Below are 23,714 nucleotides of genomic sequence, written 5' to 3' on the forward strand. Positions count from 1 at the left end.
TGCAAGAGCGGATGTCGCCGACCTGTGATGTTGTGGTGCTGCTGTCCGGCACCGGCAGTAACCTGCAAGCCCTGATCGACAACGCGCGGACCGACGACAGTCCGTTTCGCATCGCTGCCGTGATCTCCAACCGCGCTGACGCCTATGGCCTGCAGCGTGCCAAGGAAGCGGGTATCGCTACCCGCTTCCTTGATCACACCACCTTCGAAGGCCGCGAGGCCTTCGACCAGGGGTTGATCGAGCTGATCGATACCTTCCAACCAAAACTGGTGGTACTGGCCGGGTTCATGCGCATTCTCAGCGCTGGATTCGTCCGCCACTACCAGGGCCGCCTGTTGAATATCCATCCCTCGCTGCTACCCAAATATAAAGGGTTACACACTCATCAGCGGGCGCTGGAGGCCGGAGATACCGAGCACGGTTGCAGTGTGCACTTCGTCACCGAGGAACTCGATGGCGGGCCTCTGGTCGTACAGGCTGTGATCCCGGTAGAGTTGCACGACTCGCCGCAAAGCCTGGCGCAGCGAGTGCACGTCCAGGAACACCGGATTTACCCCATGGCCGTACGCTGGTTTGCCGAAGGTCGGCTGACGCTCGGCGATCAGAGTGCTTTACTGGATGGTCAATTACTGGCCGCCAGCGGCTATTTGATTCGAACCTAGGAGATTTTATGCGTCGCGCCCTGCTCTTCGCTTGTGCTCTGTTCGCCCTGCCGGTTGTGCAGGCGGCAGACCTTCAACCGTTCTCCGCCAGCTATACCGCCGACTGGAAGCAGTTGCCCATGAGCGGCACAGCTGAACGCAGCCTGGAAAAAACCGCCAACGGCACGTGGAAACTCAGCTTCAAGGCATCGATGATGATCGCCAGCCTGAGTGAAGAAAGCACCCTGACCCTGGACAAGGACACCCTGGTGCCCCAGTCCTATCACTTCGAACGCGGTGGTCTGGGCAAGGCCAAGAAAGCCGACCTGGACTTCGACTGGAGCGCGAAGATGGTCACCGGCACCGACCGCGGCGATGCGGTCAAGCTGCCTCTGAATACCGGCATGGTGGACAAATCCACCTACCAGCTGGCCCTGCAGCATGACGTAGCCGCCGGCAAGAAGACCATGAGCTATCAAGTGGTCGATGGCGGTGAAGTCGACACCTATGACTTCCGCGTCCTGGGCTCGGAGAAGGTCGACACCAAGGCCGGCCAGATCGATGCGATCAAGGTCGAGCGCGTGCGCGACCCGACACAGAGCAAACGCATCACCGTGATGTGGTTCGCCAAGGACTGGGATTACCTGCTGGTACGCCTGCAACAGGTGGAAACCGACGGCAAGGAGTACAACATCATGCTCCTCAACGGCACCGTCAACGGCAAGACAGTCAAAGGCAGTTAAGCCGCAGCACGATCAAAGCCTCGCGAAAGCGGGGCTTTTTTTTGCGTGAAATGTCACTCCATGTCCGCCTGCCAGACGCCGGGGCAAGCCCTCCAAGATGAAACTTTTGTCATGAAACTTCGCCGACTGCGGCGAAATGTCACGGTTTTCGCGGGCTGCGGGATTGTCGCCGATCCTGCAAAGGTCTGTTGCAGATCCAGACAATTTACTTAGCAAGCTAACAAAATATATAAAAGAGCCCTGCACACGCCTTGCTGCAGATCAACCGAGATTGGAGCTAGCAGATGACTGTAAAAGTAACTGAACGCGACGATTCACATATGTCCCATGAAGGCGTAGCCGCGGGTGTACGGATCTGGGATGTACATCAACAAGACATGCTGGTGGGCATGTTCCATTCCGAGAGCGACGCCCACAGCTACAAGGCTGAACTGGAAAAACTCGAGCAGAACCGCGCGCCTCAGAGTTCCTGACTCAACGTCAGCGCAGGAGCGCCGGGATCTCCACGCGGATTCCCACCCGCCCCCCATAAACGACCAACCCCGCCATGAGCGGGGTTGGTCGTTACAAGATGCTTACCACATCAGATCATCAGGGATCTGATAGGCCGCGTATGGATCATCCTCATCCGGCGCCTCGGTGGGAGTATTGAGCTGTACGATACGCCGCGGATCGCGCTCCTGAATCTTCAGCGCCGCCTCCCGCGGAATCACCTCGTAACCACCACCGTGGTGAACGATGGCCAGGGAGCCACTGCTGAGCTTGTTGCGCATCAGGGTGTTCACCGACAGACGCTTGACCTTCTTGTCGTCGACGAAGTTGTAGTAATCCTCGGTGTTCAGCTTGGGCAGACGCGAGACTTCGATCAGTTGCTTGATCTGCGCTGCACGGGCCTTCTGCTCGGCCTTCTCCTGCTGCTGACGATTGAGCTCCTGGTCACGCTTGACCTTCTCGGCCATGGCTTCCTGGGCTGCGCGCTGCTGGGAGTCATCGAGTTCGATCTGGCCTTTATGGGCCAGGCGCTGCTGCTTCTGCTTGTCTTTGCTGACCTGCTTGGCCTGCTTTTGGTTGACCAGCCCTGCTTTGAGCAACTGGTCGCGAAGGGAAAGGCTCATGGTGCTTACTCACTTAGGCAACGGCCTCAGCCACAGCTGGGCAAATTCTTTTCCTGACGCTTGGCTTCACCCCACAGGGCATCCAAGTCTTCGAGGGTGCAATCTTCCACGGGACGACCGGTGTCGCGCAATGCCTGCTCGATAAATCGGAAGCGCCGATCGAACTTGGCATTGGCACCGCGCAAGGCGGTTTCCGGGTCGACCTTCAGGTGCCTGGCCAGGTTGACCACGACAAACAGCAAGTCACCGATTTCATCAGTGATGGCCGCCGGGTCGTTGTCGGCCATGGCCTCCAGCACCTCGTCCAGTTCTTCACGAACCTTGTCCACCACCGGCAGGGCGTCCGGCCAGTCGAAGCCGACCTGCGCCGCGCGCTTTTGCAACTTGGCCGCGCGGGACAGGGCCGGCAGGGCCACCGGCACATCATCGAGCAGGGACAGCTGCTGCGGAGCGTCGGACTTCTCTGCCCGCTCCTCGGCCTTGATCTGCTCCCAGCGCTCCTTGACCTGCTCCTCATCGAGCCGCGGGATATCCAGCGGCGCGTACAAGTCGCCAGTAGGGAATACATGGGGATGCCGGCGAATCAGCTTGCGGGTGATGCTGTCCACCACCCCATCGAATTCGAAGCGCCCCTCCTCCCGGGCCAGCTGGCTGTAATACACCACCTGGAATAGCAGATCGCCCAGCTCACCCTGCAAGTGGTCGAAGTCGCCGCGCTCGATGGCGTCGGCGACCTCATAGGCCTCCTCCAAGGTATGGGGAACGATGCTGGCGTAGTTCTGCTTGATGTCCCACGGGCAACCGTATTGCGGGTCCCGCAGGCGCGCCATCAGGTGGAGCAGGTCTTCAAGGCTGTACATCAGTTCATCCATTTCATGCAGGCATCACGGGGTTCGATTGCGCCGGGTCTCGATGATGTTCGGCAACTGGGAGATGCGCCCCAGCAAACGTCCCAATGCATCCAGGCCCGGAATTTCGATGGTCAAGGACATCAACGCCGTGTTGTCCTCCTTGTTCGAGCGCGTATTGACTGCCAGTACGTTGATCCGCTCGTTGAGCAGCACCTGGGACACGTCACGCAGCAGGCCGGAACGGTCGTAGGCGCGAATGATGATGTCCACCGGATAGGTGAGCACCGGCACCGGCCCCCAGCTGACCTGGATGATCCGCTCCGGCTCGCGACCGGCCAGTTGCAGCACCGAGGCACAGTCCTGGCGGTGAATGCTCACGCCACGACCCTGGGTGATGTAACCGACGATCGCATCCCCCGGCAGCGGCTGGCAGCAACCCGCCATCTGGGTCATCAGGTTGCCCACGCCCTGGATCTGGATGTCGCCACGCTTGCCCGGCTTGTAGCCGGCGGCCTTGCGCGGGATCAGTTCCAGCTGTTCATTGCCGCGCTCGGGCTCCACCAGTTGCTGGGCCAGGTTGACCAGTTGCGCCAGGCGCAAATCGCCCGCACCCAGAGCCGCGAACATGTCCTCGGCAGTCTTCATGTTGGCCTTGTCGGCCAACTTGTCGAAGTCCACCTGAGGCAGGTCGAGACGATTCAGCTCGCGTTCCAGCAGGGTCTTGCCGGCGGCGACGTTCTGATCGCGAGCCTGCAGCTTGAACCAGTGGACGATCTTCGCCCGCGCCCGGGAAGTGGTGACGTAACCCAGGTTCGGGTTCAGCCAATCGCGACTCGGGGTGCCGTGCTTGCTGGTGATGATCTCCACCTGCTCGCCAGTCTGCAGGCTGTAGTTGAGCGGCACGATGCGCCCGTTGATCTTGGCGCCACGGCAGTTGTGGCCGATCTCGGTGTGCACCCGATAAGCGAAGTCCAGCGGCGTGGCGCCCTTGGGCAGGTCGATGGCGTGGCCGTCGGGGGTGAAGATGTACACCCGGTCCGGCTCGATATCCACCCGCAGCTGTTCGGCCAGGCCACCGATGTCCCCCAGCTCCTCGTGCCATTCCAGCACCTGACGCAGCCAGGAGATCTTCTCTTCGTAATGGTTGGAGCCGGACTTGACGTCGGTGCCCTTGTACTTCCAGTGGGCGCACACCCCCAGCTCCGCTTCCTCGTGCATCGCGTGGGTGCGGATCTGCACTTCCAGCACCTTGCCCTCAGGGCCGATCACCGCGGTGTGCAGCGAGCGATAGCCGTTTTCCTTGGGGTTGGCGATGTAGTCGTCGAATTCCTTGGGGATATGCCGCCACAAGGTATGCACGATGCCCAGTGCGGTGTAGCAGTCGCGCATTTCCGGCACCAGCACCCGCACGGCGCGCACATCGTAGATCTGACTGAACTCCAGACCCTTGCGCTGCATTTTGCGCCAGATGGAGTAGATGTGTTTGGCCCGCCCACTGATGTCGGCGTTGACCCCAGTGGCCTTCAGTTCGTTCTGCAGCTGGTTCATCACGTCGCTGATGAAGCGCTCGCGATCCAGGCGCCGCTCATGCAGGAGCTTGGCGATCTGCTTGTATTGCTCGGGCTCCAGGTACCGGAAGGACAGGTCCTCCAGCTCCCACTTGATATGGCCGATGCCCAGGCGATGAGCCAGGGGCGCGTAGATGTCGAAGACTTCCCGGGCCACTCGATTGCGCTTCTCTTCGTCGGCGCTTTTCACCGCACGAATGGCACAGGTCCGCTCCGCCAGCTTGATCAGCGCCACCCGCACGTCATCGACCATGGCCACCAGCATCTTGCGCAGGTTCTCAACCTGGGCCTGAGTGCCGAGTACCAGGGACTGGCGAGGACTGAGACTGGCGGTGATGGCGGCCATGCGCAGCACACCATCGATCAGCTTGGCCACCACCGGACCAAAACGCTGGCTGACCGCTGGCAACTGGATCTGGCCCTCGCGGACGCCGCGGTACAGTACCGCGGCGACCAGGGAATCCTGATCCAGCTTGAGATCAGCAAGGATCTCGGCGATCTCCAGGCCCGTGCTGAAACTCGACACGTCCTCGGAGCTCAGGCCTTTGGCGGCAATGTGTTGTAGCTCGGCCTCACGAGCGAACTCGCAGGCCTCTTTCAAGGCTTCACGGTCCAGTACCATGTCGACGCTGACCGTATGATCAAGCCATGCCTCGAGATTGATACTGCCGTCGGTGTTGATCGGCTGGTGCGCTCTCACCTGTACCATCTTGCTTTACCTTCCCTACGACGCACATTCAATGCGTCAAATCGCTGATCTTCAACGCTCGGGCACAGCTCGCAGGGCCAGCGAACCACACCAGAAAGATCAGTCGGATTAGACAAGCCATCCTAGCTCGCTTCGAATAACGCCATGGCCTCGACATGCGCCGTCTGAGGAAACATATCGAGGATCCCGGCACGTTTTAACCTATAGCCCTGCTTGATCAGTTCGACCGTGTCACGAGCCAAAGTTGCCGGATTGCATGACACGTACACCAACCGCTTGGCACCCAGGCTCGCCAAGTGGCGGACCACCTCGAAAGCACCGTCGCGGGGTGGGTCCAAGAGTACCGCAGAAAAGCCTTCATCAGCCCACTCGGCAGCACTCAGAGGTTGGGATAAATCGGCTTGAAAAAAGCGCGTGTTATGCAAATTGTTGCTGGCAGCATTTTCAGCGGCCCGCGCCACCATGGTCGCCACGCCTTCCACTGCCACCACTTCCCGCACTTGCCGAGCCAGCGGCAAGGCGAAGTTGCCCAGGCCACAGAACAGATCCAGCACCCGCTCCTGAGCTTGCGGCGCGAGCCACTCCAGAGCCTGGGCCACCATCGCTTCATTGACCCCCGCATTGACCTGGACGAAGTCACCCGGCCGATACGCCAGGTGCAGATCCCAGGTCTCCAGGCGATAACCCAGTGCCTGCGATGGATCAAAGGGGTGCGGCTCGCCTTCACCGTGCAGCCACAATTGCGCCTGATGGAAATCGCAGAAGTCCTTGAGGATCGTCAGGTCGCTCTCGGACAACGGCGCCATATGGCGCAACAGCACCGCTAGCGCCGAACCACTGAACAACTCCACATGCCCCAGTGCCTGAGGCTTGCTCAAGCGTCGCAGCATAGCGGGCAAACGGTTCATGACAGGTTGCAAAGCCTGTACCAGCACCGGGCAATCGTCGATGGCGACAATGTCCTGGCTACCGGCAGCACGGAAACCCACCTCAAGTTGCTTGCCCTTGGCGTCCCAGCGCACCGCCACCCGGGCGCGACGCCGATAGCCGAACTCGGGACCGCTCAAGGGAGCGGCCCAGGCCTCGGGCTCGACACCCGCGACCTTGGACAACTGCTCGGCGAGCATGCGCTGTTTCAGGGCAAGCTGTTCGGCATGGGGCAGGTGCTGGACACTGCAACCGCCGCAACGCCCGGCGTGGGCGCAGGCCGCCGGGCGACGCAGATCACTCGCGTTGAAGATGCGCTCGGCACGGGCCTCCACCACTTTGCCGTGGCTGCCCAACACCCGAGCTTCGACTTCTTCACCGGCCAGGGCACCGCTGACGAACCAGGTACGCCCTTCGACAAAGGCAATGCCACGGCCGTCATTGGCCAGACGCTGGATAGTCAACCGCTGCTTCTTGCCCACCGGAATCTGTGGGGCCCGGCTACCGCCCGCAGGCTGGAAGCGCAGGCCTCTCTCGTGCTTAGCCATCAGTTGGGCGCATCGAAAATGCCGGTCGACAGGTAACGATCGCCACGGTCACAGATGATCGCGACCATGACCGCGTTTTCCACTTCCCGGGACAGGCGCAGCATCGCCGCCACCGCACCACCGGAAGACACGCCGCAGAAGATGCCCTCTTCCCGAGCCAGGCGCCGGGTCACGTCTTCAGCTTCGCTCTGGGCCATATCGACGATGCGATCGACCCGGCTGGCCTGATAGATCTTCGGCAGGTACTCCTCGGGCCAGCGGCGAATGCCGGGAATCGCCGAGCCTTCCATCGGCTGCAGACCCACGATCTGCACCTGGGGATTCTGTTCTTTGAGATAGCGCGAAGTGCCCATGATGGTGCCGGTGGTGCCCATCGAGCTGATGAAGTGGGTGATGCTGCCCTGGGTCTGGCGCCAGATTTCGGGACCGGTGCCAGTGTAGTGGGCCTCCGGGTTGTCGCCGTTGGCGAACTGATCGAGCACCTTGCCACGGCCTTCGGCCTGCATCCGCTCGGCCAGGTCACGGGCGCCTTCCATGCCCTCTTCCTGGCTCACCAGGATCAGCTCGGCACCATAGGCGGTCATTGCCGCCTTGCGCTCGGCGCTGGAGTTGTCGGGCATGATCAGGATCATCTTGTAACCCTTGATCGCGGCAGCCATGGCCAGGGCGATCCCGGTGTTGCCCGACGTCGCTTCGATCAGGGTATCCCCGGCCTGGATCTGCCCACGCAACTCGGCGCGGGTGATCATCGACAGTGCCGGGCGGTCCTTGACCGAACCCGCCGGGTTATTGCCCTCGAGCTTGAGCAGCAGGGTATTGCTGGTGGCGCCAGGCAGGCGCTGCAAACGAACCAGCGGGGTGTTGCCGACGCAATCGGCGATGGTTGGGTACTGCAAGGTCATGGCGTATTCGCAATCCAGACTGCGGGGGCGCCTATCATACCGGCAAACGCCCAAGCGCCATATCACGCAAAGTGCGGGGCTTATGGCTTATTGATATAAGGCGGCACAGGGCCGTCTCAAGCCGCCAGCAAGCGCATGTGAACACGCAAGCCATGGGCCGTGTTCTGCGCCCACAAACGACCTCCCTGGCGCTCCACCGCATTGCGCGCAATGCTCAGGCCGAGGCCGAAACCTCCATCTCCCGGCCGTGAACCGTCCAGACGGATGAACGGATCGAACATCCGTTCCAACGCCTCTTCCGCTACCCCCGGCCCTTGGTCGTCCAGCCACAGATGCCAATATTCAGCGTCACGTCGACCATCGAGGATGACCAGAGCCCCGGGTGGCGAATGCCGGATGGCATTACGCAGGATGTTTTCCAGAGCCTGGGCCAGGGTATTGAGATGCCCGCGCACCCAACAATCCGCCGGCAGATCACAGCGCAACTGCGCTGGGGACCAGCCGCTCTCGAAGCAGGCGTTCTCGCTGAGCATTTCCCACAAGGCCTGGACCTGAATCTGCTCCTCTGGCAGCGGTGCCCTCTCGGTGTCCAGCCAGGCCAGTTGCAGGCTGTCCTCCACCAGGCGCTGCATAGCGTCGACTTCTCGGGACAAGCGCTCACGCAATGCCCCCAGGCTCTGCTCGCTGTCGCAAGCCACCCGCAGACGACTCAAGGGAGTGCGTAACTCGTGGGACAGGTCCCGCAGCAACTGCTGCTGCACAGCCACGGTGCTTTGCAGCCGCTCGGACATCTGATCGAACGCTCGCCCCAACTCCCCCAACTCGTCCTTGCGCTGAGTGGTCTCGGTGCACAGCCGCACATTCAACTGCTCCGCACGCCAGGCATTGGCCTGCTCCCGCAACTGATTGAGCGGCACCACCAACAAGCGGTACAAGCCCACGCACAGCAGCAGCGTGAAGAGTCCGGGGATCACGCCGTTGGTGATCACGCGCCAGAACACCCGGTATCGCCCGGGCATGAAACGCTGCGGCAGCTCGATGACCAGACTGCCGAGAGACGGATCATCGGGGAACGGAATTTTCAGCCAGGGCAACCCACGGCTGTGCCGACTCACCGGCCAATCCGCCCCCCGCAGGAACGTCAGGCGCTGAGCCTCGGCCGCTGTCAGCGGGTAGCTGCTCAGGGCTTGCAGATCACTGCCGATGACGCCGACCCAGGTGCTCTCACGACCGGCCATCTCCTGGATCCAGACATCCACGCCGGCATGCTGGCCGGTCTTCCAGGCTTGTTCCGCTTCCTGCGCGTAACTGCGCAAGGTAGCCCGGGCTTCATCGGCGAGGTACAGGTTCTTCTGCTCAACATAGCGCCCCCAGGACCAGCTCAACCAGATCATCAACAGACAGAACGCCACCAGCAGGCATGCCAGCTTCCAGAACAGCGAGTGCCGGCCCGGCAGATCAGACCAGTTCATCGAAGGCACTCAGCACATAGCCCTTGCCCCAAACCGTACGCACTTCACGTTCGCTGTAGCCCAGCGCCTTGAGCTTGCGACGTATCTGACTGACATGCATGTCCAGACTGCGATCGTGGGCCGCATACCCTCGCTGCAGGACATGCTGATAAAGGAAGGCCTTGCTCAGCACCTCATCGACGTTGCGGTGCAGGGTTTCCAGCAGGCGGTATTCGCTACGGGTAAGGCCGGCCGGGCGCTCGGCAAAGAACACGTCACACAGCTCGTCATCAAAACGCAGGCTCTGCACGCTGCTGCTGAGTTTCGGTGGTGTCGGCCGCCGGTCCAGGGCCACTCGCCGCAGGATGGCTTCGATGCGTACCCGCAGCTCGGCCATGCTGAAGGGCTTGGGCAAGTAGTCGTCGGCGCCCAGGCGGAATCCACTGATGCGATCGGCCTCTGCTCCCAGGGCCGACATCAGCAGCACCGGCGTGGAGTGACTCTGGCGAAAGTGGGTCAGCACCTCCAGGCCGCCCATGCCCGGTAACAGGATGTCCATCAACACCACATCGAAGGCTTGCCGACGCGCGATACCCAGACCTTCCTGGCCATTCTGGCACCAGGTCACGGCAAAGCCGCAGCGCCCCAGTTGCTCATGCACATAGGCACCGAGCACCGGGTCGTCTTCAATTGCCAGGATACGGGGAGGCTCAACAGCTACGGGAGTCATTAGCTTCTGCAAGTCATTCTCAGTTGGGCGATTATTCAAGATTGCCCGGATGGCGGCAACCAGCGCCTTGGTCGTAGCCCCCTATCCGCCCTCCGGCTGTCGGCTAACGGTCTGCAATTTGCCAAGATCAGCCCCTGGCAAATCGTTACACTGCGCAGGTGGCGCATCACGGACGTGCCCGTCGACCTTTCAAAACAGCGTGGAAGCAGGAGAGTTGCGTGCTCAAGAAACTGGGAATCAAAGGCCGCGTACTGTTGCTGACCTTACTGCCCACCAGCCTGATGGCTTTGGTACTGGGCGGCTACTTCACCTGGATGCAGCTCTCCGACCTGCAGACCCAACTGCTGCAGCGCGGCGAAATGATCGCCGAACAACTGGCCTCCCTGGTGGCGCCGGCGATGGGCAACCGCAACTCGCCGATGCTCGAACGCATCGCCACCCAAGCCCTGGAACAGCAGGACGTACGCGCGGTGTCATTCCTTGCCCCCGATCGCACGCTCATGGCCCACGCCGGCCCCAGCATGCTCAATCCACCGCCCAGCGATAACAGCACCCACATCATGCAACGCAGTGGTAATGACGCGACCCGCTACCAACTGCCGGTCTTCGGCCGCCACCGCAATCTGGCCGGTGATCTGATCCCCGATGAATCAGACCGTTTGCTGGGCTGGGTGGAACTGGAGCTGTCCCACAGCGGCATGCTGTTGCGCGGTTACCGCAGCCTGTTCGCCAGTCTGCTGTTGATTGCCGCCGGCCTGGCCGGTGCAGCCCTGCTGGCAGTGCGCATGGGGCGGACCATCAACAACCCGCTGACTCAGATCAAGCAGGCCGTGGCGCAACTCAAGGACGGCAACCTGGAAACCCGCTTGCCACCCCTGGGCAGCCACGAACTGGATGAACTGGCCTCGGGCATCAATCGCATGGCCAGCACCCTGCAAAATGCCCAGGAAGAATTGCAACACAGCATCGATCAGGCCACCGAAGACGTGCGCCAGAACCTGGAAACCATCGAGATCCAGAACATCGAGCTGGATCTGGCACGCAAGGAGGCCCTGGAGGCCAGCCGGATCAAGTCGGAATTCCTGGCCAACATGAGCCATGAAATCCGTACCCCCCTCAATGGCATTCTCGGCTTCACCCACCTGCTGCAGAAAAGCGAGCTGACGCCGCGCCAGCTGGACTACCTGGGCACCATCGAAAAGTCCGCCGACAGCCTGTTGGGGATCATCAACGAGATCCTCGACTTCTCGAAAATCGAAGCCGGCAAGCTGGTGCTCGACAGCATTCCCTTCAACCTGCGGGACTTGCTGCAGGACACCCTGACTATCCTCGCCCCGGCAGCCCACGCCAAGCAGCTGGAACTGGTGAGCCTGGTCTATCGGGATACGCCTTTGTCCCTGGTGGGCGATCCACTGCGGCTCAAGCAGATCCTCACCAATCTGGTGAGCAACGCCATCAAGTTCACCCGCGAAGGCACCATCGTCGCCCGGGCGATGCTGGAAGAAGAACACGAAGACAGCGTGCAACTGCGCATCAGCATTCAAGACACCGGCATCGGCCTGTCCAACCAGGATGTTCGCGCTCTGTTCCAGGCCTTCAGCCAGGCCGACAACTCGCTGTCGCGGCAACCCGGCGGCACCGGGCTGGGGCTGGTGATCTCCAAGCGCCTGATCGAACAGATGGGCGGTGAAATCGGAGTCGACAGCACCCCGGGCGAAGGCTCGGAATTCTGGATCAGCCTGAACCTGCCGAAAACCCGCGATGACGCCGAGGACCTGCCGGGTCCGCCATTGCTGGGGCGACGCGTAGCGGTGCTGGAAAATCACGAACTGGCCCGTCAGGCCCTGCAGCATCAACTGGAAGACTGCGGCCTGGAAGTGACCCCGTTCAACACCCTGGACGCCCTGACCAATGGCATTACTGGCGTACACCAAAGCGACCAGGCCATAGACCTGGCGGTGCTCGGCATCACCACCAACGACATGTCTCCCGAACGCCTGAGCCAGCACATCTGGGACCTGGAACACCTGGGCTGCAAAGTCCTGGTGCTGTGCCCGACCACCGAACAGACACTGTTCCACCTGTCGGTCCCCAACCCCCACAGCCAGTTGCAGGCCAAGCCGGCCTGCACCCGCAAACTGCGTCGCGCCCTGTCTGACCTGGTCACCCCGCGCCGGGCCCGCAGCGAGCCGGAGGAAAGCCTCTCCAGCCGTGCGCCACGGGTCCTGTGTGTCGACGACAACCCGGCCAACCTCCTGCTGATCCAGACCTTGCTGGAGGACATGGGCGCCAAGGTGCTGGCGGTGGACAACGGTTACGCAGCGCTGAACGCGATCCAGAACGAACCTTTCGACCTGGTGATGATGGACGTGCAAATGCCGGGCATGGACGGCCGACAAAGTACCGAGGCGATCCGCCAATGGGAAAGCGAGCGCCATGGCACGCCACTGCCCATCGTGGCCCTGACCGCCCATGCCATGGCCAACGAAAAACGCGCCCTGCTGCAAAGCGGCATGGACGATTACCTGACCAAGCCCATCAGTGAACGGCAGCTGGCCCAGGTGGTACTGAAATGGACCGGGCTGGCCTTGCGCAATCAGGGCCCGGAGCGAGCCAATGAACGCTCGGAACTGAACCTGGAGCTGCAAGTGCTGGATCAGGACGAAGGCCTGCGCCTAGCGGCCGGCAAGGCTGATCTGGCGGCGGACATGCTGGCCATGTTGTTGGCCTCACTGGAGGCCGATCGCGAGGCGATCAACTCCGCTCGTGCAGCCAACGACCACAGCGCCCTGATCGAACGGGTCCACCGCCTGCACGGAGCCACCCGATATTGCGGAGTGCCGCAGTTGCGCGCCGCCTGCCAGCGCAGCGAAACCCTGCTCAAGCAGGAAGACGTCAAAGCCTTTGCCGCTCTGGATGAGCTGGACCACGCCATCAGCCGTCTCGCCGCCGAAGCGCGGATCAACGCCTGATCCAGGACAAGACCTGCCCGGCGCCCGGCCTGCATGCTGGGTGCACCGACCAAGGATGCAAGCATGCGTACGATTCTTTTCAGCAGCCAGACCTACGACCGTGAAAGTTTTCTCGGCGCCAGCCTGCCCACGGGTATCGAACTGCAATTCCAGGCCGCCCGCCTGAGCCTGGACACCGCGGCCCTGGCCGAGCGCCATGAAGTGGTCTGCGCCTTTATCAACGACGACCTGAGCGCTCCGGTGCTGGAGCAACTGGCCGCCGGCGGTACCCGGCTGATCGCCCTGCGTTCAGCCGGCTACAACCATGTCGACCTGCCCGCCGCCAAGCGCCTGGGCCTGGATGTGGTCCGGGTCCCGGCCTACTCGCCCCATGCCGTGGCGGAACATGCGGTAGCCCTGATCCTGGCGCTGAACCGACGCCTGCATCGAGCCTACAATCGCACCCGTGAAGGCGACTTCACCCTTCACGGCCTGACCGGCTTCGACCTGGTGGGCAAGACCGTGGGCATAGTCGGCACCGGGCAGATCGGCGCCACCTTCGCTCGTATCATAGCCGGCTTCGGCTGCCAATTGCTGGCTTACGACCCCTTCCCCAACCCTGCCGTCGAGGCCCTGGGGGCCCGCTACCTGAGCCTGCCGGAGCTACTGGCCCAGGCGCAGATCATCAGCCTGCACTGCCCACTCACCAACGACAGTCGCTACCTGATCAACCAGGACAGCCTGGCGCACATGCAGCCCGGGGCCATGCTGATCAATACCGGGCGTGGCGGTCTTGTGGATACACCGGCACTGATCGACGCGCTCAAGAGCGGCCAACTGGGTTACCTGGGGCTGGACGTCTATGAAGAGGAAGCCCAGCTGTTCTTCGAGGACCGTTCCGACCTGCCCCTGCAGGATGACGTGCTGGCCCGGCTGCTGACCTTCCCCAATGTGATAGTCACCGCGCACCAGGCCTTCCTGACCCATGAGGCCCTGGCGGCCATCGCCGACACCACGTTGCACAACATCGCCAGCTGGGCTGCGGGCCAGCCGCAAAATCAGGTCCGTGGCTGAAATCCCGGTCACGGCCTGATCGAAGGTCGCCTGCCCGCAACCTGCGGCGCAGGGGCCCGTGCTAGCATACGCGGCAGATTTGGAGGACCCATGGTCGAACACGATTTCCGCTACAACCTGATGAACCCGCAACACACCCTGATCGAATGCCGCGCCCTGGTACCGGGTCGTTATCAAGTCACCGGCAACGGTGGTTCGATCCGTACCGACGACGTGCTGCTGGTCACCCTCAAGGGCAGCAAGGACCTGTCCATGCGCCTGACAGTCGACACCGTCCGCCACCTGATCAATCCGGTCGGCCAATGGGTCGCCGTGGCCCGTGGCCCGGTATTCGGCGAACTGGCGATTCATCAATGGCAAGTCAACTGCGACAGCTGCACAGCAGAGCTGAACTTCGAGTTCGCAGTGGACGCCAAGCTCGGCACCAAGGCCCAGAAACCTGCCGCCAGCGCACGAATTGCCGAGCTGGGCTGGGTCAGTGAGGGTGAACGCCACCTCTGCCCGAAATGCCAGCAGGCCGGCCAATGAAACGCCTGGCGCTGACTGCGGCACTGGGGGCCGGCCTGATGGGCTGCGCCGCCGAGCCGCTGAAGCTGCAGCAGGATCGCAGTTACGTCCTGGAATGGATCGGCGAACGGCCACTGATCGATTACAGCCACCTGACCATTACCTTGGGTGAAGACGGTCGCGCCTATGGCAATGGCGGCTGCAACCACTGGTTCGCGCCTTACACTCTGGACGGCGAAAAGCTCCGTTTCGGCAAGGTAGGCAGCACCCGCAAACTCTGTGCTCCAGCCTTGATGGAGCAGGAACGGCGCTTTCTCCAGGCCCTGGAAAGCGTGGAGCGCTGGGATGTTTCGCCGATCGAGCAAGTGCGCTTCTGGCCTGCCGAAGGCAAGCCGCTGCGCTGGTGGCTGGAAGAAGGCTGATCCGAACCGGGGCAGGTTGACCCCAACGCCTACGGCCGCCGACGCTATCAGCGGCTGCAGGCAGTCACCCATCAATGACCGCGCAGGGCCTGCAATTTTGCCAGTACACCTGCGGCGGTCTGCTCGCCCAGCAGTTGCTCACGCACCTTGCCCTTGTCGTCAATGATGTAGGTCACCGGCAGCGCCTCGCTGCGTGGCAAATCGAAGAGTTGCTCGGGATTCTGCGCCAGCACCGTGAACTTGATCCCCAGCTTCTCACTGGCGCTCTTGAGCTCCTCGCCCTGCACATTGTCAAAATTGACCCCCAGCACGGTGGCCGACTGCCCTTTGAGCTGCTCGTTCAGGGCATTCAATTCCGGCACTTCTGTGCGGCAAGGCCCGCACCACTCCGCCCAGTAGTTGAGCACCAGCCATTGCTTGTCGAGGCGCTCGGCGGCGACTTTCTGGCCGTATTGGTCGACCCCGTAGTCATTCCCGCAGCCGCCCAGCAATAGGGTGGTGAATATCGCCAATGCTGCTGCCAATTGCCTTGCCATGCCGTGCTTCCTGTGTTGAAGGGTGCCTTGAAAAATGATCGATGACCGATAATCGCTGCGACCTATCGACTCCCAAGGTTCAGGAGAGTCGGTCGCGCGGGTAGAATAGCCGCCACCTTACGCAAGATGCGACCCGCACATGACCGATCTGACGCTTTATCACAACCCGCGCTGCTCGAAATCCCGCGGTGCGCTGGAACTCCTGGAACAACGTGGCCTGGCGCCGACCGTGGTCCGCTACCTGGAAACCCCACTGGACGCCCCCCAGTTGCACCGCCTGCTGGGCAAGCTCGGCCTCAGTGCGCGCCAACTGTTGCGCACCGGCGAGGATGAGTACAAAGAGCTCAACCTGGCGGACACCCACCTCAGCGAAGAACAACTGATCGCTGCTATCGCCCAACACCCGAAACTCATGGAGCGGCCGATTCTCGAAACCGCCGACAAGGCCATCATCGGGCGCCCACCGGAAAATGTGCTGGAGATCCTGCCGTGAGCGCGCCGTACATCCTGATCCTCTACTACAGCCGCAACGGTTCGACCAACGAGATGGCCCGGCAGATCGCCCGAGGCGTCGAACAGGCCGGCCTGGAAGCGCGCCTGCGCACCGTGCCGGGAGTTTCCACCGAGTGCGAAGCCGTGGCACCGAGCATTCCCGAAAGCGGCGCGCTGTACGCCAGCCTCGACGACCTGAAGCACTGCTCGGGCCTGGCCCTGGGCAGCCCGACTCGCTTCGGCAACATGGCAGCCCCGCTGAAGTACTTTCTCGACGGCACCAGCAACCTCTGGCTGACCGGCGCCCTGGTGGGCAAGCCCGCCGGCGTTTTCACCTCCACCGCCAGCCTGCATGGCGGCCAAGAAGCCACCCTGCTGTCGATGATGCTGCCGCTGTTGCATCACGGCATGCTGATCACCGGCCTGCCCTACAGTGAGTCGGCGTTGCTGGAAACCCGTGGCGGAGGTACGCCTTATGGCGCAAGCCATCATGCCGGGGCGGACGGCAAGAGCCCGCTGGACGAACATGAAATCGCCCTGTGCCGGGCCTTGGGCCTGCGCCTGGCGAAAACCGCTCAGCAATTGGAGAACGGCCGTGGCTAAAAAGCCGAAGATCCTGCCCGCGGTGGAATGGCTGGAACCTCGGGTCCGGATAGCCCGAATCCTCAGCCTGATCTGTTTTTTCGGCCTGATAGGCCTGCTCTGCGTTTACTACCTGCTGCTAGCCGACCTCCACGGCGCCCGGCCCTGGGTGATCCTGCTGATCGAACTGGTGCCCCTGCTGTTGATGGCACCGGGCATGCTCAGCGGCAGTGCTCGCGGACACGCGTGGATGTGCTTTGTGGTCAACCTGTACTTCATCAAGGGGGCTCTGGCGGCCTACGACCCGAATCGCCAGCTGTTCGGCCTGCTGGAAATGTTCGCCAGCCTGGCGGTATTCACCTCGGCACTGCTCTACGTACGCTGGCGCTTCCAGCTCAATCGCCGGCTCGCCGGCGAAGGTGCCAACCCGGCCTGACGCCCCGCAACCCTCTGGTTCCCCCGGGCATGACATCGCCCGGGAACCTTGCATCGCCGTTTCGGCGCCCCCACCTTGGTCAGCAGACTTCTTGACCCATACTCCCGAACCAACCCGGAGCAGGCATGCACGATTACAAATGGTTGAACGAATACTGTCTTAATCGCTTCGGTTCCGCCGCAGCCCTGGAAGCCCAGTTGCCGACGCCAGCGAACAACGACTACCTGCGTTCATTGAGCGCTGATCGCTACTTGTCGACCCTGGCGTTGCGGGTTTTTCGCGCCGGGTTGAAACACAGCTTGGTGGACGCCAAATGGCCGGCGTTCGAACAAGTGTTCTTTGGCTTCGATCCAGACAAAGTGGTGCTCATGGGCGCCGAGCATCTGGAGCGACTGATGCAGGACACACGGATCATTCGCCATCTGGGCAAGCTCAAGAGTGTGCCGCGCAATGCCCAGATGATCCTTGATGTCGAAAAGCAGCACGGCAGTTTCGGCGCCTTCATTGCCGACTGGCCGGTCCAGGACATCACTGGGCTCTGGCAATACCTGGCCAAGCACGGCAACCAGATGGGGGGGCTTTCCGCCCCACGTTTCCTGCGCATGGTGGGCAAGGACACGTTTATCCCCACGTGGGACGTCGTGGCGGCCCTCAATGCCCAGAACATCATCGACAAGGTGCCCAGCAGCAAGCGTGACCAGGCCCTGGTCCAGGAAGTGTTCAACCAGTGGCAGCAAGAAAGTGGTCGACCACTGTGCCAGCTGTCGGCGATGCTGGCCTACACCGTCAATCACTGATCCCCCGTCACCAACATGGCTCTCTGCCCGGCACAACGGGCAGGGAAACATCCGTTCTCAAACTCCTCCTCCAGCTCAAGCTGACAATAAGCTGAACTAAACGTGAGTTTTTTCTTCCGCTGTTTATTATCGGATAAAGTTCACTTCGCACTTGCCGCAACGATAAGAGCGATAGATAGACAGTTAACTGCAGCCACATTCTGCGGGCCAATAGATGAATAAGGCCTGACAACAAAGCACTGATCAGGCCAACAACCTGAACCCAGGCTGTCAGGTTTAAAAGAACTGTCGCCATTCATTCGTTTTTTTCACATTGCTTTCACTCTCCGCCCACCTGGCCCGACCTAAATTGGCCCCAGTTGCGGCGAGGGCAGCGGTGAGCGCATGCCGTTCTTTTCAGAACTCCTGGCAAAAACCTAATCAGGTAAACGACGTGGTCAATACTGCTGAATCCGGTACTGGCGGCAAGACAATCCGCAGCGTGCGCATCCTGGCTGGCATCTGTGGGGCAGCCCTGGCGATCCTCGTCTGCGGCTTTGTCCTGTGGCCAGCCACACCACTGGACCTGGGCGTCGACAACCAGATGCAGCAAGCCGGCTTCTATCGCCACTGGCAAGACGGCGAGGTGATTGCCCTGGTGCGACATGCCGAGCGCTGCGACCGCTCCGCCAATCCCTGCCTGGGGCCTGCCGATGGCATCACCCTGCCTGGAAGCCGCATAGCAAGCGACGTGGGCCAGGCATTCCGCACTCTGGGCATGGCCTCCACCGACGTCATCAGCAGCCCGGCAACCCGTACCCGGCAAACCTCGGAATTCATGTTCAAGCGGCCGGTGCAGACCCAGGACTGGCTGAGCAACTGCGGCAAACACTTCGAAGACCAGATCAAGACGCACAAGTTGTTCAAGCGCAACCTGATCCTGGTTACCCACAGCGATTGCATCAGTGACCTGGAAAGCCAGCTGGGCTTTGAACATGCACTGGCCAGTCATTACGCCAGTTCGCTATTTGTCACCCTGAACGTAAACGGAACCATGGAAGTACTGGGCATTATCAATGCTGAAAGCTGGCGACAAACTCTTGAGGGCCCTCTCGAGTAACTTTCAACTATTTTTAACAACTTCCCAACAGACTTCACTCGAAAAGCAGACACACTCACTCGCCAACTAATTGAGCTTATAAACCCTTGAACCAAGAGAGCGCCCCTCTCACTTACAACAAGGTCTATCAAACAGGCGAAGCCAAGTATATTTTTTAAACCTTGAGAACCCCGGGCACTCGACAACATTTTACATGTTCATCACTCATACCTGATGAATGTAGCGAAGCACCGTTTTCAACACATGACTCAGAGGACACAAATGCAGCGCACTTTACCGCCGCAGGCTAATGGAACAAGCATCACGCCTTCCGGCTATACCGTGGGCGGGAGTACAACCAGCGGCATCCAGCGCTGGGCACTAGCCTCCTTGCTGCTGGCCTTCGCCCTGTTCTACCTGCTGCCGCTGACCAGCCACGGCCTGTGGATTCCGGATGAAACCCGCTATGCACAGATCAGCCAGGAGATGCTGCTTCGCGGGGATTGGGTGTCCCCGCACTTCATGGGCATCCGTTACTTCGAAAAACCCATTGCCGGCTACTGGATGATCGCCATGGGCCAGGCACTGTTCGGTGACAACCTGTTCGGCGTGCGTGTTGCCTCGGCCCTGAGCACCGGCCTGAGCGTACTGCTGGCTTACCTGATCACTCGCCGGATCTGGAACGACCCGCGCAAGAGTTTTGCCGCCGCCCTGCTTTACATGAGCTTCGGTCTGATCGCCGGGCAAGCCGGGTACTCCAATCTCGATCCCCAATTCACCTTATGGGTCAACCTCAGTCTGGTGGCGCTCTGGTTCGCCCTGGACAGCCAGACACCAGGCGGCCGCTTGCTGGCCTGGGGCACCTTGGGCGCCGCCTGCGGCATGGGTTTCATGACCAAGGGGTTCCTGGCCTGGCTGCTGCCGGTACTGATCGCCCTGCCCTACATGCTCTGGCAACGACGTTTCGGCGAGTTGCTGCGCTTTGGCCTGGTGGCCGTGCTGGTGGCGATTGCCATCAGCCTGCCCTGGGTCTTGAGCATTCATGCCCATGAATCCGATTTCTGGCGGTTTTTCTTCTGGCATGAGCATATCCGCCGCTTTGCCGCCGACAATGCGCAGCACACGCGCCCCTGGTGGTTCTACCTGCCGCTGCTGGTGGTTTCGAGCCTGCCCTGGGCGGCCTTGCTGCCAGGCACCCTGATTCAGGCCTGGAAGGACAAGCACCAGGCGGCCACCGGTTACCTGCTGTTGTGGTTGCTGCTGCCGCTGGCGTTCTTCAGCCTGAGCCGCGGCAAGCTGCCGACCTACATCATGCCCTGCCTGCTGCCCTTGGCCGTGCTCATGGGCCATGCACTGATCCAGTGGATCAGCGCAGGCAAGGCCCGAACTGTTCGCCTCAACAGTCTGCTCAACCTACTGATCGGCGTCGCTGCATTAGTGGCACTGGTGGTGATCCAGATCACCCGCCCGGTGTACGACCACGACGAAATGCTCAGCCTGTCCCTGGTGTTCATCATGCTCATGGGCTGGATCATCGCCAACCTGCTGCCGGCCTCCAGGCCGCTCAACTACTGGGCAGCACCGGCCCTGGGCATCTGGCTGCTGGTAGCGCTGCTGCCTGCGGGAATGCCCGGCTTGATCGTGCACAACAAGATGCCGGACCAGTTCATCAAGGAACACCTTGCGCAACTCCAGCAGACCGGCAGCCTGCTGAGCAACGACCTGGGGGCGGCCTCAGCACTGGCCTGGCGCCTGCAACGCCCGGACGTGGCGCTGTACAACACCGAGGGCGAACTGAAATACGGCCTGGCCTACCCTGAATCGACCCAGCGCAAGGTCAGCATGGCCGACGTTGGCCAATGGATCAGCGACGCACGCAAACAGGGATCGGTGGGTGTGGTGATGCGGGTCAAGGACGTACTGGAGAACGAAGAAGTCGCCCTGCTGCCGCCGGGCGGCAAGCGCTACGAGCAAGGCAACATGCTGATCCTGATCCTGCCGGCTACTCAACCCTGACCAAGCTGCCCAAACGCCTGCCTGAGAGCGTCAGCGTCGACCACCATCGGCGCTGGCATTCCTGGCCCTTTCCTTCCACAACCCGGCCTGCGCAAACCCACCCATGAAAATCTGCAATAGCGAACGCAAGGATCTGATCCTGCTTCTGGGCGTCAGCGCCCTGATCCTGCTCCTCGGCCTGGGCTCCCGTGAGCTGTGGGGGCCGGAAACCCGCTGGGCCAACATTGCCTTGCAGATGCTGCAGAGTGGCGACTACTTCGACCCCTACCTCAAGGGCGCTCCCTATTATGACAAACCCCTGCCGTCCTATTGGCTGATCACCGCCAGCGCCTGGCTGACCGGGGGCCTGGGGCACTGGTCGCTGCGGCTGTCCTCGGTGCTCGCCGGGTGGCTGAGCATCTGGCTGGTATACCTGCTTGGCGAGCAGCTGTTTCACAAGGGCACCGGGCTGATCGCCGGCTGGATGCTGGCCACCACCTTCTACTTTGCATTCTGGGCCCGGGTGGCCACCGCGGACATTCTCACCGTGTGCGGGGTCTTGGCAGCAGTGTGGTGGTACTGGCGAGGGCCAGAAGACACTCGCTTGAGTCGCTATTGCCTGTTCTTCCTGCTGTTGGCGGCGACTTCGCTGCTCAAGGGACTGATCGGTTTCGTCCTGCCGGGGCTGATCCTGCTGCCACACCTGCTGAGCCAGGGACGCTGGAAGCGTCACCTCAATCCGCGCCTGTGCCTGGCGTTGCTGATGGCTGCCCTGCTGTACATGGTGCCGTTCGTACTCTCGCACCTGTATGGCGCCCCGACCTACAGTGAAAGCGGGCTGAGCCTGGTATTCCGGGAGAATGTGCAACGCTTCTTCGATCCTTTCGACCATATCGGACCGATCTATACCTACCTGATCTACCTGCCGGCCTACACCTTGCCCTGGGCACCCTGCTGGGTACTCGGCCTCTGGGTAGCGGCGCGTCACTGGCGCCAGCTACAACCCAATGAGCGCTGGCTGGTCTGGGCCCTGGGTTTGTTGTTCCTGTTCTTCACTGCCAGTGGCAGTCGGCGCAGCTATTACGTCCTGCCTCTGGTGCCCTTCGCCCAGCTGTTAGGGGCCTGGTGGCTGAACCGCCACCTGCTCCAACGACGCGCCAGCGGCAAGCCCAGCGAACGCGGCTGGGCCATAGGCTTTGCCAGCGCAGCGGTGGTTCTGCTGCTGGTGCTGGGGGTGGCCTACCCCTGGAGCAACGGCGGAGGCGGTGTCATCCAGTTCGGCACGCAGGTCAGGGCCGAGGCAAGCCGGATTGCCCCCTGGCATCAATGGCGGATGGTGATGGTCGAGGTGGATAACAAAGTGCCGCTGTACCTGCAGAATCAGGGAGTGCCCTTCTACTACGTCGCCGAAACCCAGGACTTCCCGCGCTCTGGCACCAGCGCAGACTTCATGGCCTGGCTGGACAGGACCAGCGGCCAGCATTGGGACCCCCAGCGCACGCTGATCCTGGTGCAACAGCGTGAGAATGAACCGTTGATGCTCGGCTACCTGGGCAAGGATCATCAACTGGTGCGCACGCTGCCGACCAACGGTGAACGGCTGGCGAAAAGAAAAGCCGAGGGCAGTGTTGCTTTCATTCCTCAGGCTCTCGAGGACTGAAGCCCCCCTCGCCACGCCGGATAGCAACCGGCATGACGATAAAGACTCAGCGAGTGCGGATCAGAGATTGACCACGTTGACGAAACGCGGCGTGGCGCTGTCGTCGATGCGCAGGCTGGCGAAGTCGAACAGATTGCGATCCGCCAGTTGCGAAGGGATCACGTTCTGCAGGCCGCGGAAAATGCTCTCAGTACGCCCCGGGCTCTTGCGTTCCCACTCCTGGAGCATCTCCTTGACCACTTGACGCTGCAGGTTCTCCTGGGAACCACAGAGGTTGCAAGGAATGATCGGGAATTGCTTGAGATCGGAGTAGGCCTGAATGTCCTTCTCGCTGCAGTAGGCCAGCGGGCGGATCACCACATTGCGCCCGTCATCGGCCAGCAGCTTGGGCGGCATGGCCTTGAGCGAACCGTTGTAGAACATGTTGAGGAAGAAGGTCTCGACGATGTCGTCACGATGGTGACCGAGGGCCATCTTGGTGGCGCCGATCTCGTCGGCGAAGGTGTACAGGGTGCCACGACGCAGGCGCGAGCACAGCGAGCAGGTGGTCTTGCCTTCCGGGATCAGCTCCTTGACCACCGAGTAAGTGTCTTTCTCGACGATGTGGTACTCGATCCCCAATTCCTTGAGGTAGGCCGGCAGTACATGCTCGGGAAAACCGGGTTGCTTCTGGTCCATGTTCACCGCGACGATCTCGAACTTGATCGGCGCCACCTTCTGCAGGTGCAACAGCACGTCAAGCATGGTGTAGCTGTCCTTGCCGCCGGACAGGCAGACCATGACCTTGTCGCCCTCTTCGATCATGTTGAAATCGGCGACCGCTTCGCCCGCCAGTCGGCGAAGGCGTTTCTGCAGTTTGTTCTGGTTGACCGTAAGAGTGCCCATGGCGCTTGGAATCCGCGAGGTATGTGACGAAAAGCCGAATATTTTACGCAAAAACCCCGTCCCCTTGAAAGCGTCGAAACGTAGCGCCCCCCGGGGCCGCGCTGACAGACAGGA

The 23,714-nt window shown here is 61.6% G+C and carries 23 protein-coding genes; 14 read left to right on the forward strand and 9 right to left on the reverse strand.

The window, feature by feature from the left end; translation table 11 throughout:
• The first annotated feature begins 11 nt into the window (after positions 1-11).
• The 3 genes from purN (at position 12) to WIN67_RS22565 (ending at position 1,857) form a co-directional block, all read left to right on the forward strand.
• Positions 12-662: a phosphoribosylglycinamide formyltransferase gene (gene purN, locus WIN67_RS22555; protein WP_339071737.1), complete on the forward strand. Its 651-nt coding sequence runs from the start codon at positions 12-14 to the stop codon at positions 660-662.
• A gap of 8 nt (positions 663-670) precedes the next feature.
• Entirely contained in the window at positions 671-1,384 is a 714-nt protein-coding gene (locus WIN67_RS22560) for a DUF3108 domain-containing protein (RefSeq protein ID WP_102860742.1), read from the forward strand.
• Positions 1,385-1,668: 284 nt separating this feature from the next.
• Positions 1,669-1,857, forward strand: a complete 189-nt coding sequence (locus WIN67_RS22565) for a hypothetical protein (protein ID WP_011062706.1) — start codon at positions 1,669-1,671, stop codon at positions 1,855-1,857.
• Between the two features lie 102 nt (positions 1,858-1,959).
• Here WIN67_RS22565 and WIN67_RS22570 read toward each other — a convergent pair whose 3' ends face one another.
• The 7 genes from WIN67_RS22570 to WIN67_RS22600 all read right to left on the reverse strand — a co-directional run bounded on the left by WIN67_RS22570 (position 1,960) and on the right by WIN67_RS22600 (position 10,185).
• Positions 1,960-2,499: a DUF2058 domain-containing protein gene (locus tag WIN67_RS22570; protein ID WP_060840548.1), complete on the reverse strand. Its 540-nt coding sequence runs from the start codon at positions 2,497-2,499 to the stop codon at positions 1,960-1,962.
• Positions 2,500-2,525: 26 nt separating this feature from the next.
• Complete coding sequence (gene mazG, locus WIN67_RS22575) at positions 2,526-3,359, reverse strand: nucleoside triphosphate pyrophosphohydrolase (RefSeq protein WP_102880990.1); 834 nt, start codon at positions 3,357-3,359, stop codon at positions 2,526-2,528.
• A 24-nt stretch (positions 3,360-3,383) separates the two neighbouring features.
• On the reverse strand, positions 3,384-5,627 hold the full coding sequence (gene relA / locus WIN67_RS22580; protein ID WP_102880557.1) for a GTP diphosphokinase: 2,244 nt from the start codon (positions 5,625-5,627) through the stop codon (positions 3,384-3,386).
• Positions 5,628-5,749: 122 nt separating this feature from the next.
• Positions 5,750-7,102, reverse strand: a complete 1,353-nt coding sequence (gene rlmD, locus WIN67_RS22585) for a 23S rRNA (uracil(1939)-C(5))-methyltransferase RlmD (RefSeq protein WP_213665813.1) — start codon at positions 7,100-7,102, stop codon at positions 5,750-5,752.
• On the reverse strand, positions 7,102-8,004 hold the full coding sequence (gene cysM, locus WIN67_RS22590; RefSeq protein WP_102880559.1) for a cysteine synthase CysM: 903 nt from the start codon (positions 8,002-8,004) through the stop codon (positions 7,102-7,104). Before cysM ends, rlmD begins: the two co-directional genes overlap by 1 nt.
• A gap of 116 nt (positions 8,005-8,120) precedes the next feature.
• Entirely contained in the window at positions 8,121-9,476 is a 1,356-nt protein-coding gene (locus tag WIN67_RS22595) for a sensor histidine kinase (protein ID WP_272753627.1), read from the reverse strand.
• Positions 9,463-10,185 (reverse strand): response regulator transcription factor, encoded by a 723-nt coding sequence (locus tag WIN67_RS22600; RefSeq protein ID WP_221811226.1) that lies wholly within the window; start codon positions 10,183-10,185, stop codon positions 9,463-9,465. Before WIN67_RS22600 ends, WIN67_RS22595 begins: the two co-directional genes overlap by 14 nt.
• A gap of 218 nt (positions 10,186-10,403) precedes the next feature.
• On the opposite strand from WIN67_RS22600, the gene WIN67_RS22605 reads away from it, so the two are divergent.
• The 4 genes from WIN67_RS22605 (at position 10,404) to WIN67_RS22620 (ending at position 15,139) form a co-directional block, all read left to right on the forward strand.
• A complete protein-coding gene (locus WIN67_RS22605; RefSeq protein WP_339070070.1) occupies positions 10,404-13,157 on the forward strand; it encodes a response regulator in 2,754 nt (917 codons plus the stop codon).
• A gap of 63 nt (positions 13,158-13,220) precedes the next feature.
• Complete coding sequence (locus WIN67_RS22610) at positions 13,221-14,210, forward strand: 2-hydroxyacid dehydrogenase (RefSeq protein WP_339070071.1); 990 nt, start codon at positions 13,221-13,223, stop codon at positions 14,208-14,210.
• A gap of 90 nt (positions 14,211-14,300) precedes the next feature.
• Entirely contained in the window at positions 14,301-14,738 is a 438-nt protein-coding gene (locus tag WIN67_RS22615) for a hypothetical protein (protein ID WP_221811223.1), read from the forward strand.
• Positions 14,735-15,139, forward strand: coding sequence for an META domain-containing protein (locus WIN67_RS22620; protein ID WP_102860733.1), 405 nt, complete (start codon positions 14,735-14,737; stop codon positions 15,137-15,139). The genes WIN67_RS22615 and WIN67_RS22620 overlap by 4 nt, the downstream gene beginning before the upstream one ends.
• 71 nt (positions 15,140-15,210) lie before the next feature.
• Here WIN67_RS22620 and WIN67_RS22625 read toward each other — a convergent pair whose 3' ends face one another.
• Complete coding sequence (locus WIN67_RS22625; RefSeq protein WP_102880564.1) at positions 15,211-15,675, reverse strand: TlpA disulfide reductase family protein; 465 nt, start codon at positions 15,673-15,675, stop codon at positions 15,211-15,213.
• A gap of 139 nt (positions 15,676-15,814) precedes the next feature.
• On the opposite strand from WIN67_RS22625, the gene arsC reads away from it, so the two are divergent.
• The 7 genes from arsC to WIN67_RS22660 all read left to right on the forward strand — a co-directional run bounded on the left by arsC (position 15,815) and on the right by WIN67_RS22660 (position 22,715).
• Positions 15,815-16,168, forward strand: coding sequence for an arsenate reductase (glutaredoxin) (arsC, locus tag WIN67_RS22630; protein ID WP_265073592.1), 354 nt, complete (start codon positions 15,815-15,817; stop codon positions 16,166-16,168).
• Positions 16,165-16,770: an NAD(P)H:quinone oxidoreductase gene (wrbA, locus tag WIN67_RS22635; RefSeq protein WP_102860730.1), complete on the forward strand. Its 606-nt coding sequence runs from the start codon at positions 16,165-16,167 to the stop codon at positions 16,768-16,770. Before arsC ends, wrbA begins: the two co-directional genes overlap by 4 nt.
• A complete protein-coding gene (locus WIN67_RS22640) occupies positions 16,763-17,185 on the forward strand; it encodes a DUF2069 domain-containing protein (protein WP_110594719.1) in 423 nt (140 codons plus the stop codon). Before wrbA ends, WIN67_RS22640 begins: the two co-directional genes overlap by 8 nt.
• Before the next feature lie 125 nt (positions 17,186-17,310).
• Positions 17,311-17,982, forward strand: coding sequence for a DNA-3-methyladenine glycosylase I (locus WIN67_RS22645; protein WP_102880567.1), 672 nt, complete (start codon positions 17,311-17,313; stop codon positions 17,980-17,982).
• Positions 17,983-18,415: 433 nt separating this feature from the next.
• On the forward strand, positions 18,416-19,081 hold the full coding sequence (locus WIN67_RS22650) for a histidine phosphatase family protein (protein ID WP_339070072.1): 666 nt from the start codon (positions 18,416-18,418) through the stop codon (positions 19,079-19,081).
• A 243-nt stretch (positions 19,082-19,324) separates the two neighbouring features.
• The gene (gene arnT / locus WIN67_RS22655) at positions 19,325-21,076 is read left to right on the forward strand and encodes a lipid IV(A) 4-amino-4-deoxy-L-arabinosyltransferase (RefSeq protein WP_339070073.1); all 1,752 of its coding nucleotides are present in this window, start codon (positions 19,325-19,327) and stop codon (positions 21,074-21,076) included.
• 103 nt (positions 21,077-21,179) lie between these two features.
• Complete coding sequence (locus tag WIN67_RS22660) at positions 21,180-22,715, forward strand: ArnT family glycosyltransferase (RefSeq protein ID WP_339070074.1); 1,536 nt, start codon at positions 21,180-21,182, stop codon at positions 22,713-22,715.
• A gap of 60 nt (positions 22,716-22,775) precedes the next feature.
• On the opposite strand, the gene ttcA is transcribed toward WIN67_RS22660, so the two are convergent.
• Positions 22,776-23,600 carry a tRNA 2-thiocytidine(32) synthetase TtcA gene (gene ttcA, locus WIN67_RS22665; protein ID WP_110594728.1) on the reverse strand — a complete coding sequence of 275 codons (825 nt, stop codon included), beginning with the start codon at positions 23,598-23,600 and terminating at the stop codon, positions 22,776-22,778.
• Between the last annotated feature and the right edge of the window lie 114 nt (positions 23,601-23,714).

Origin of the sequence: Pseudomonas idahonensis (assembly GCF_037903935.1) — a bacterium.
Lineage (GTDB): Bacteria > Pseudomonadota > Gammaproteobacteria > Pseudomonadales > Pseudomonadaceae > Aquipseudomonas > Aquipseudomonas danubii.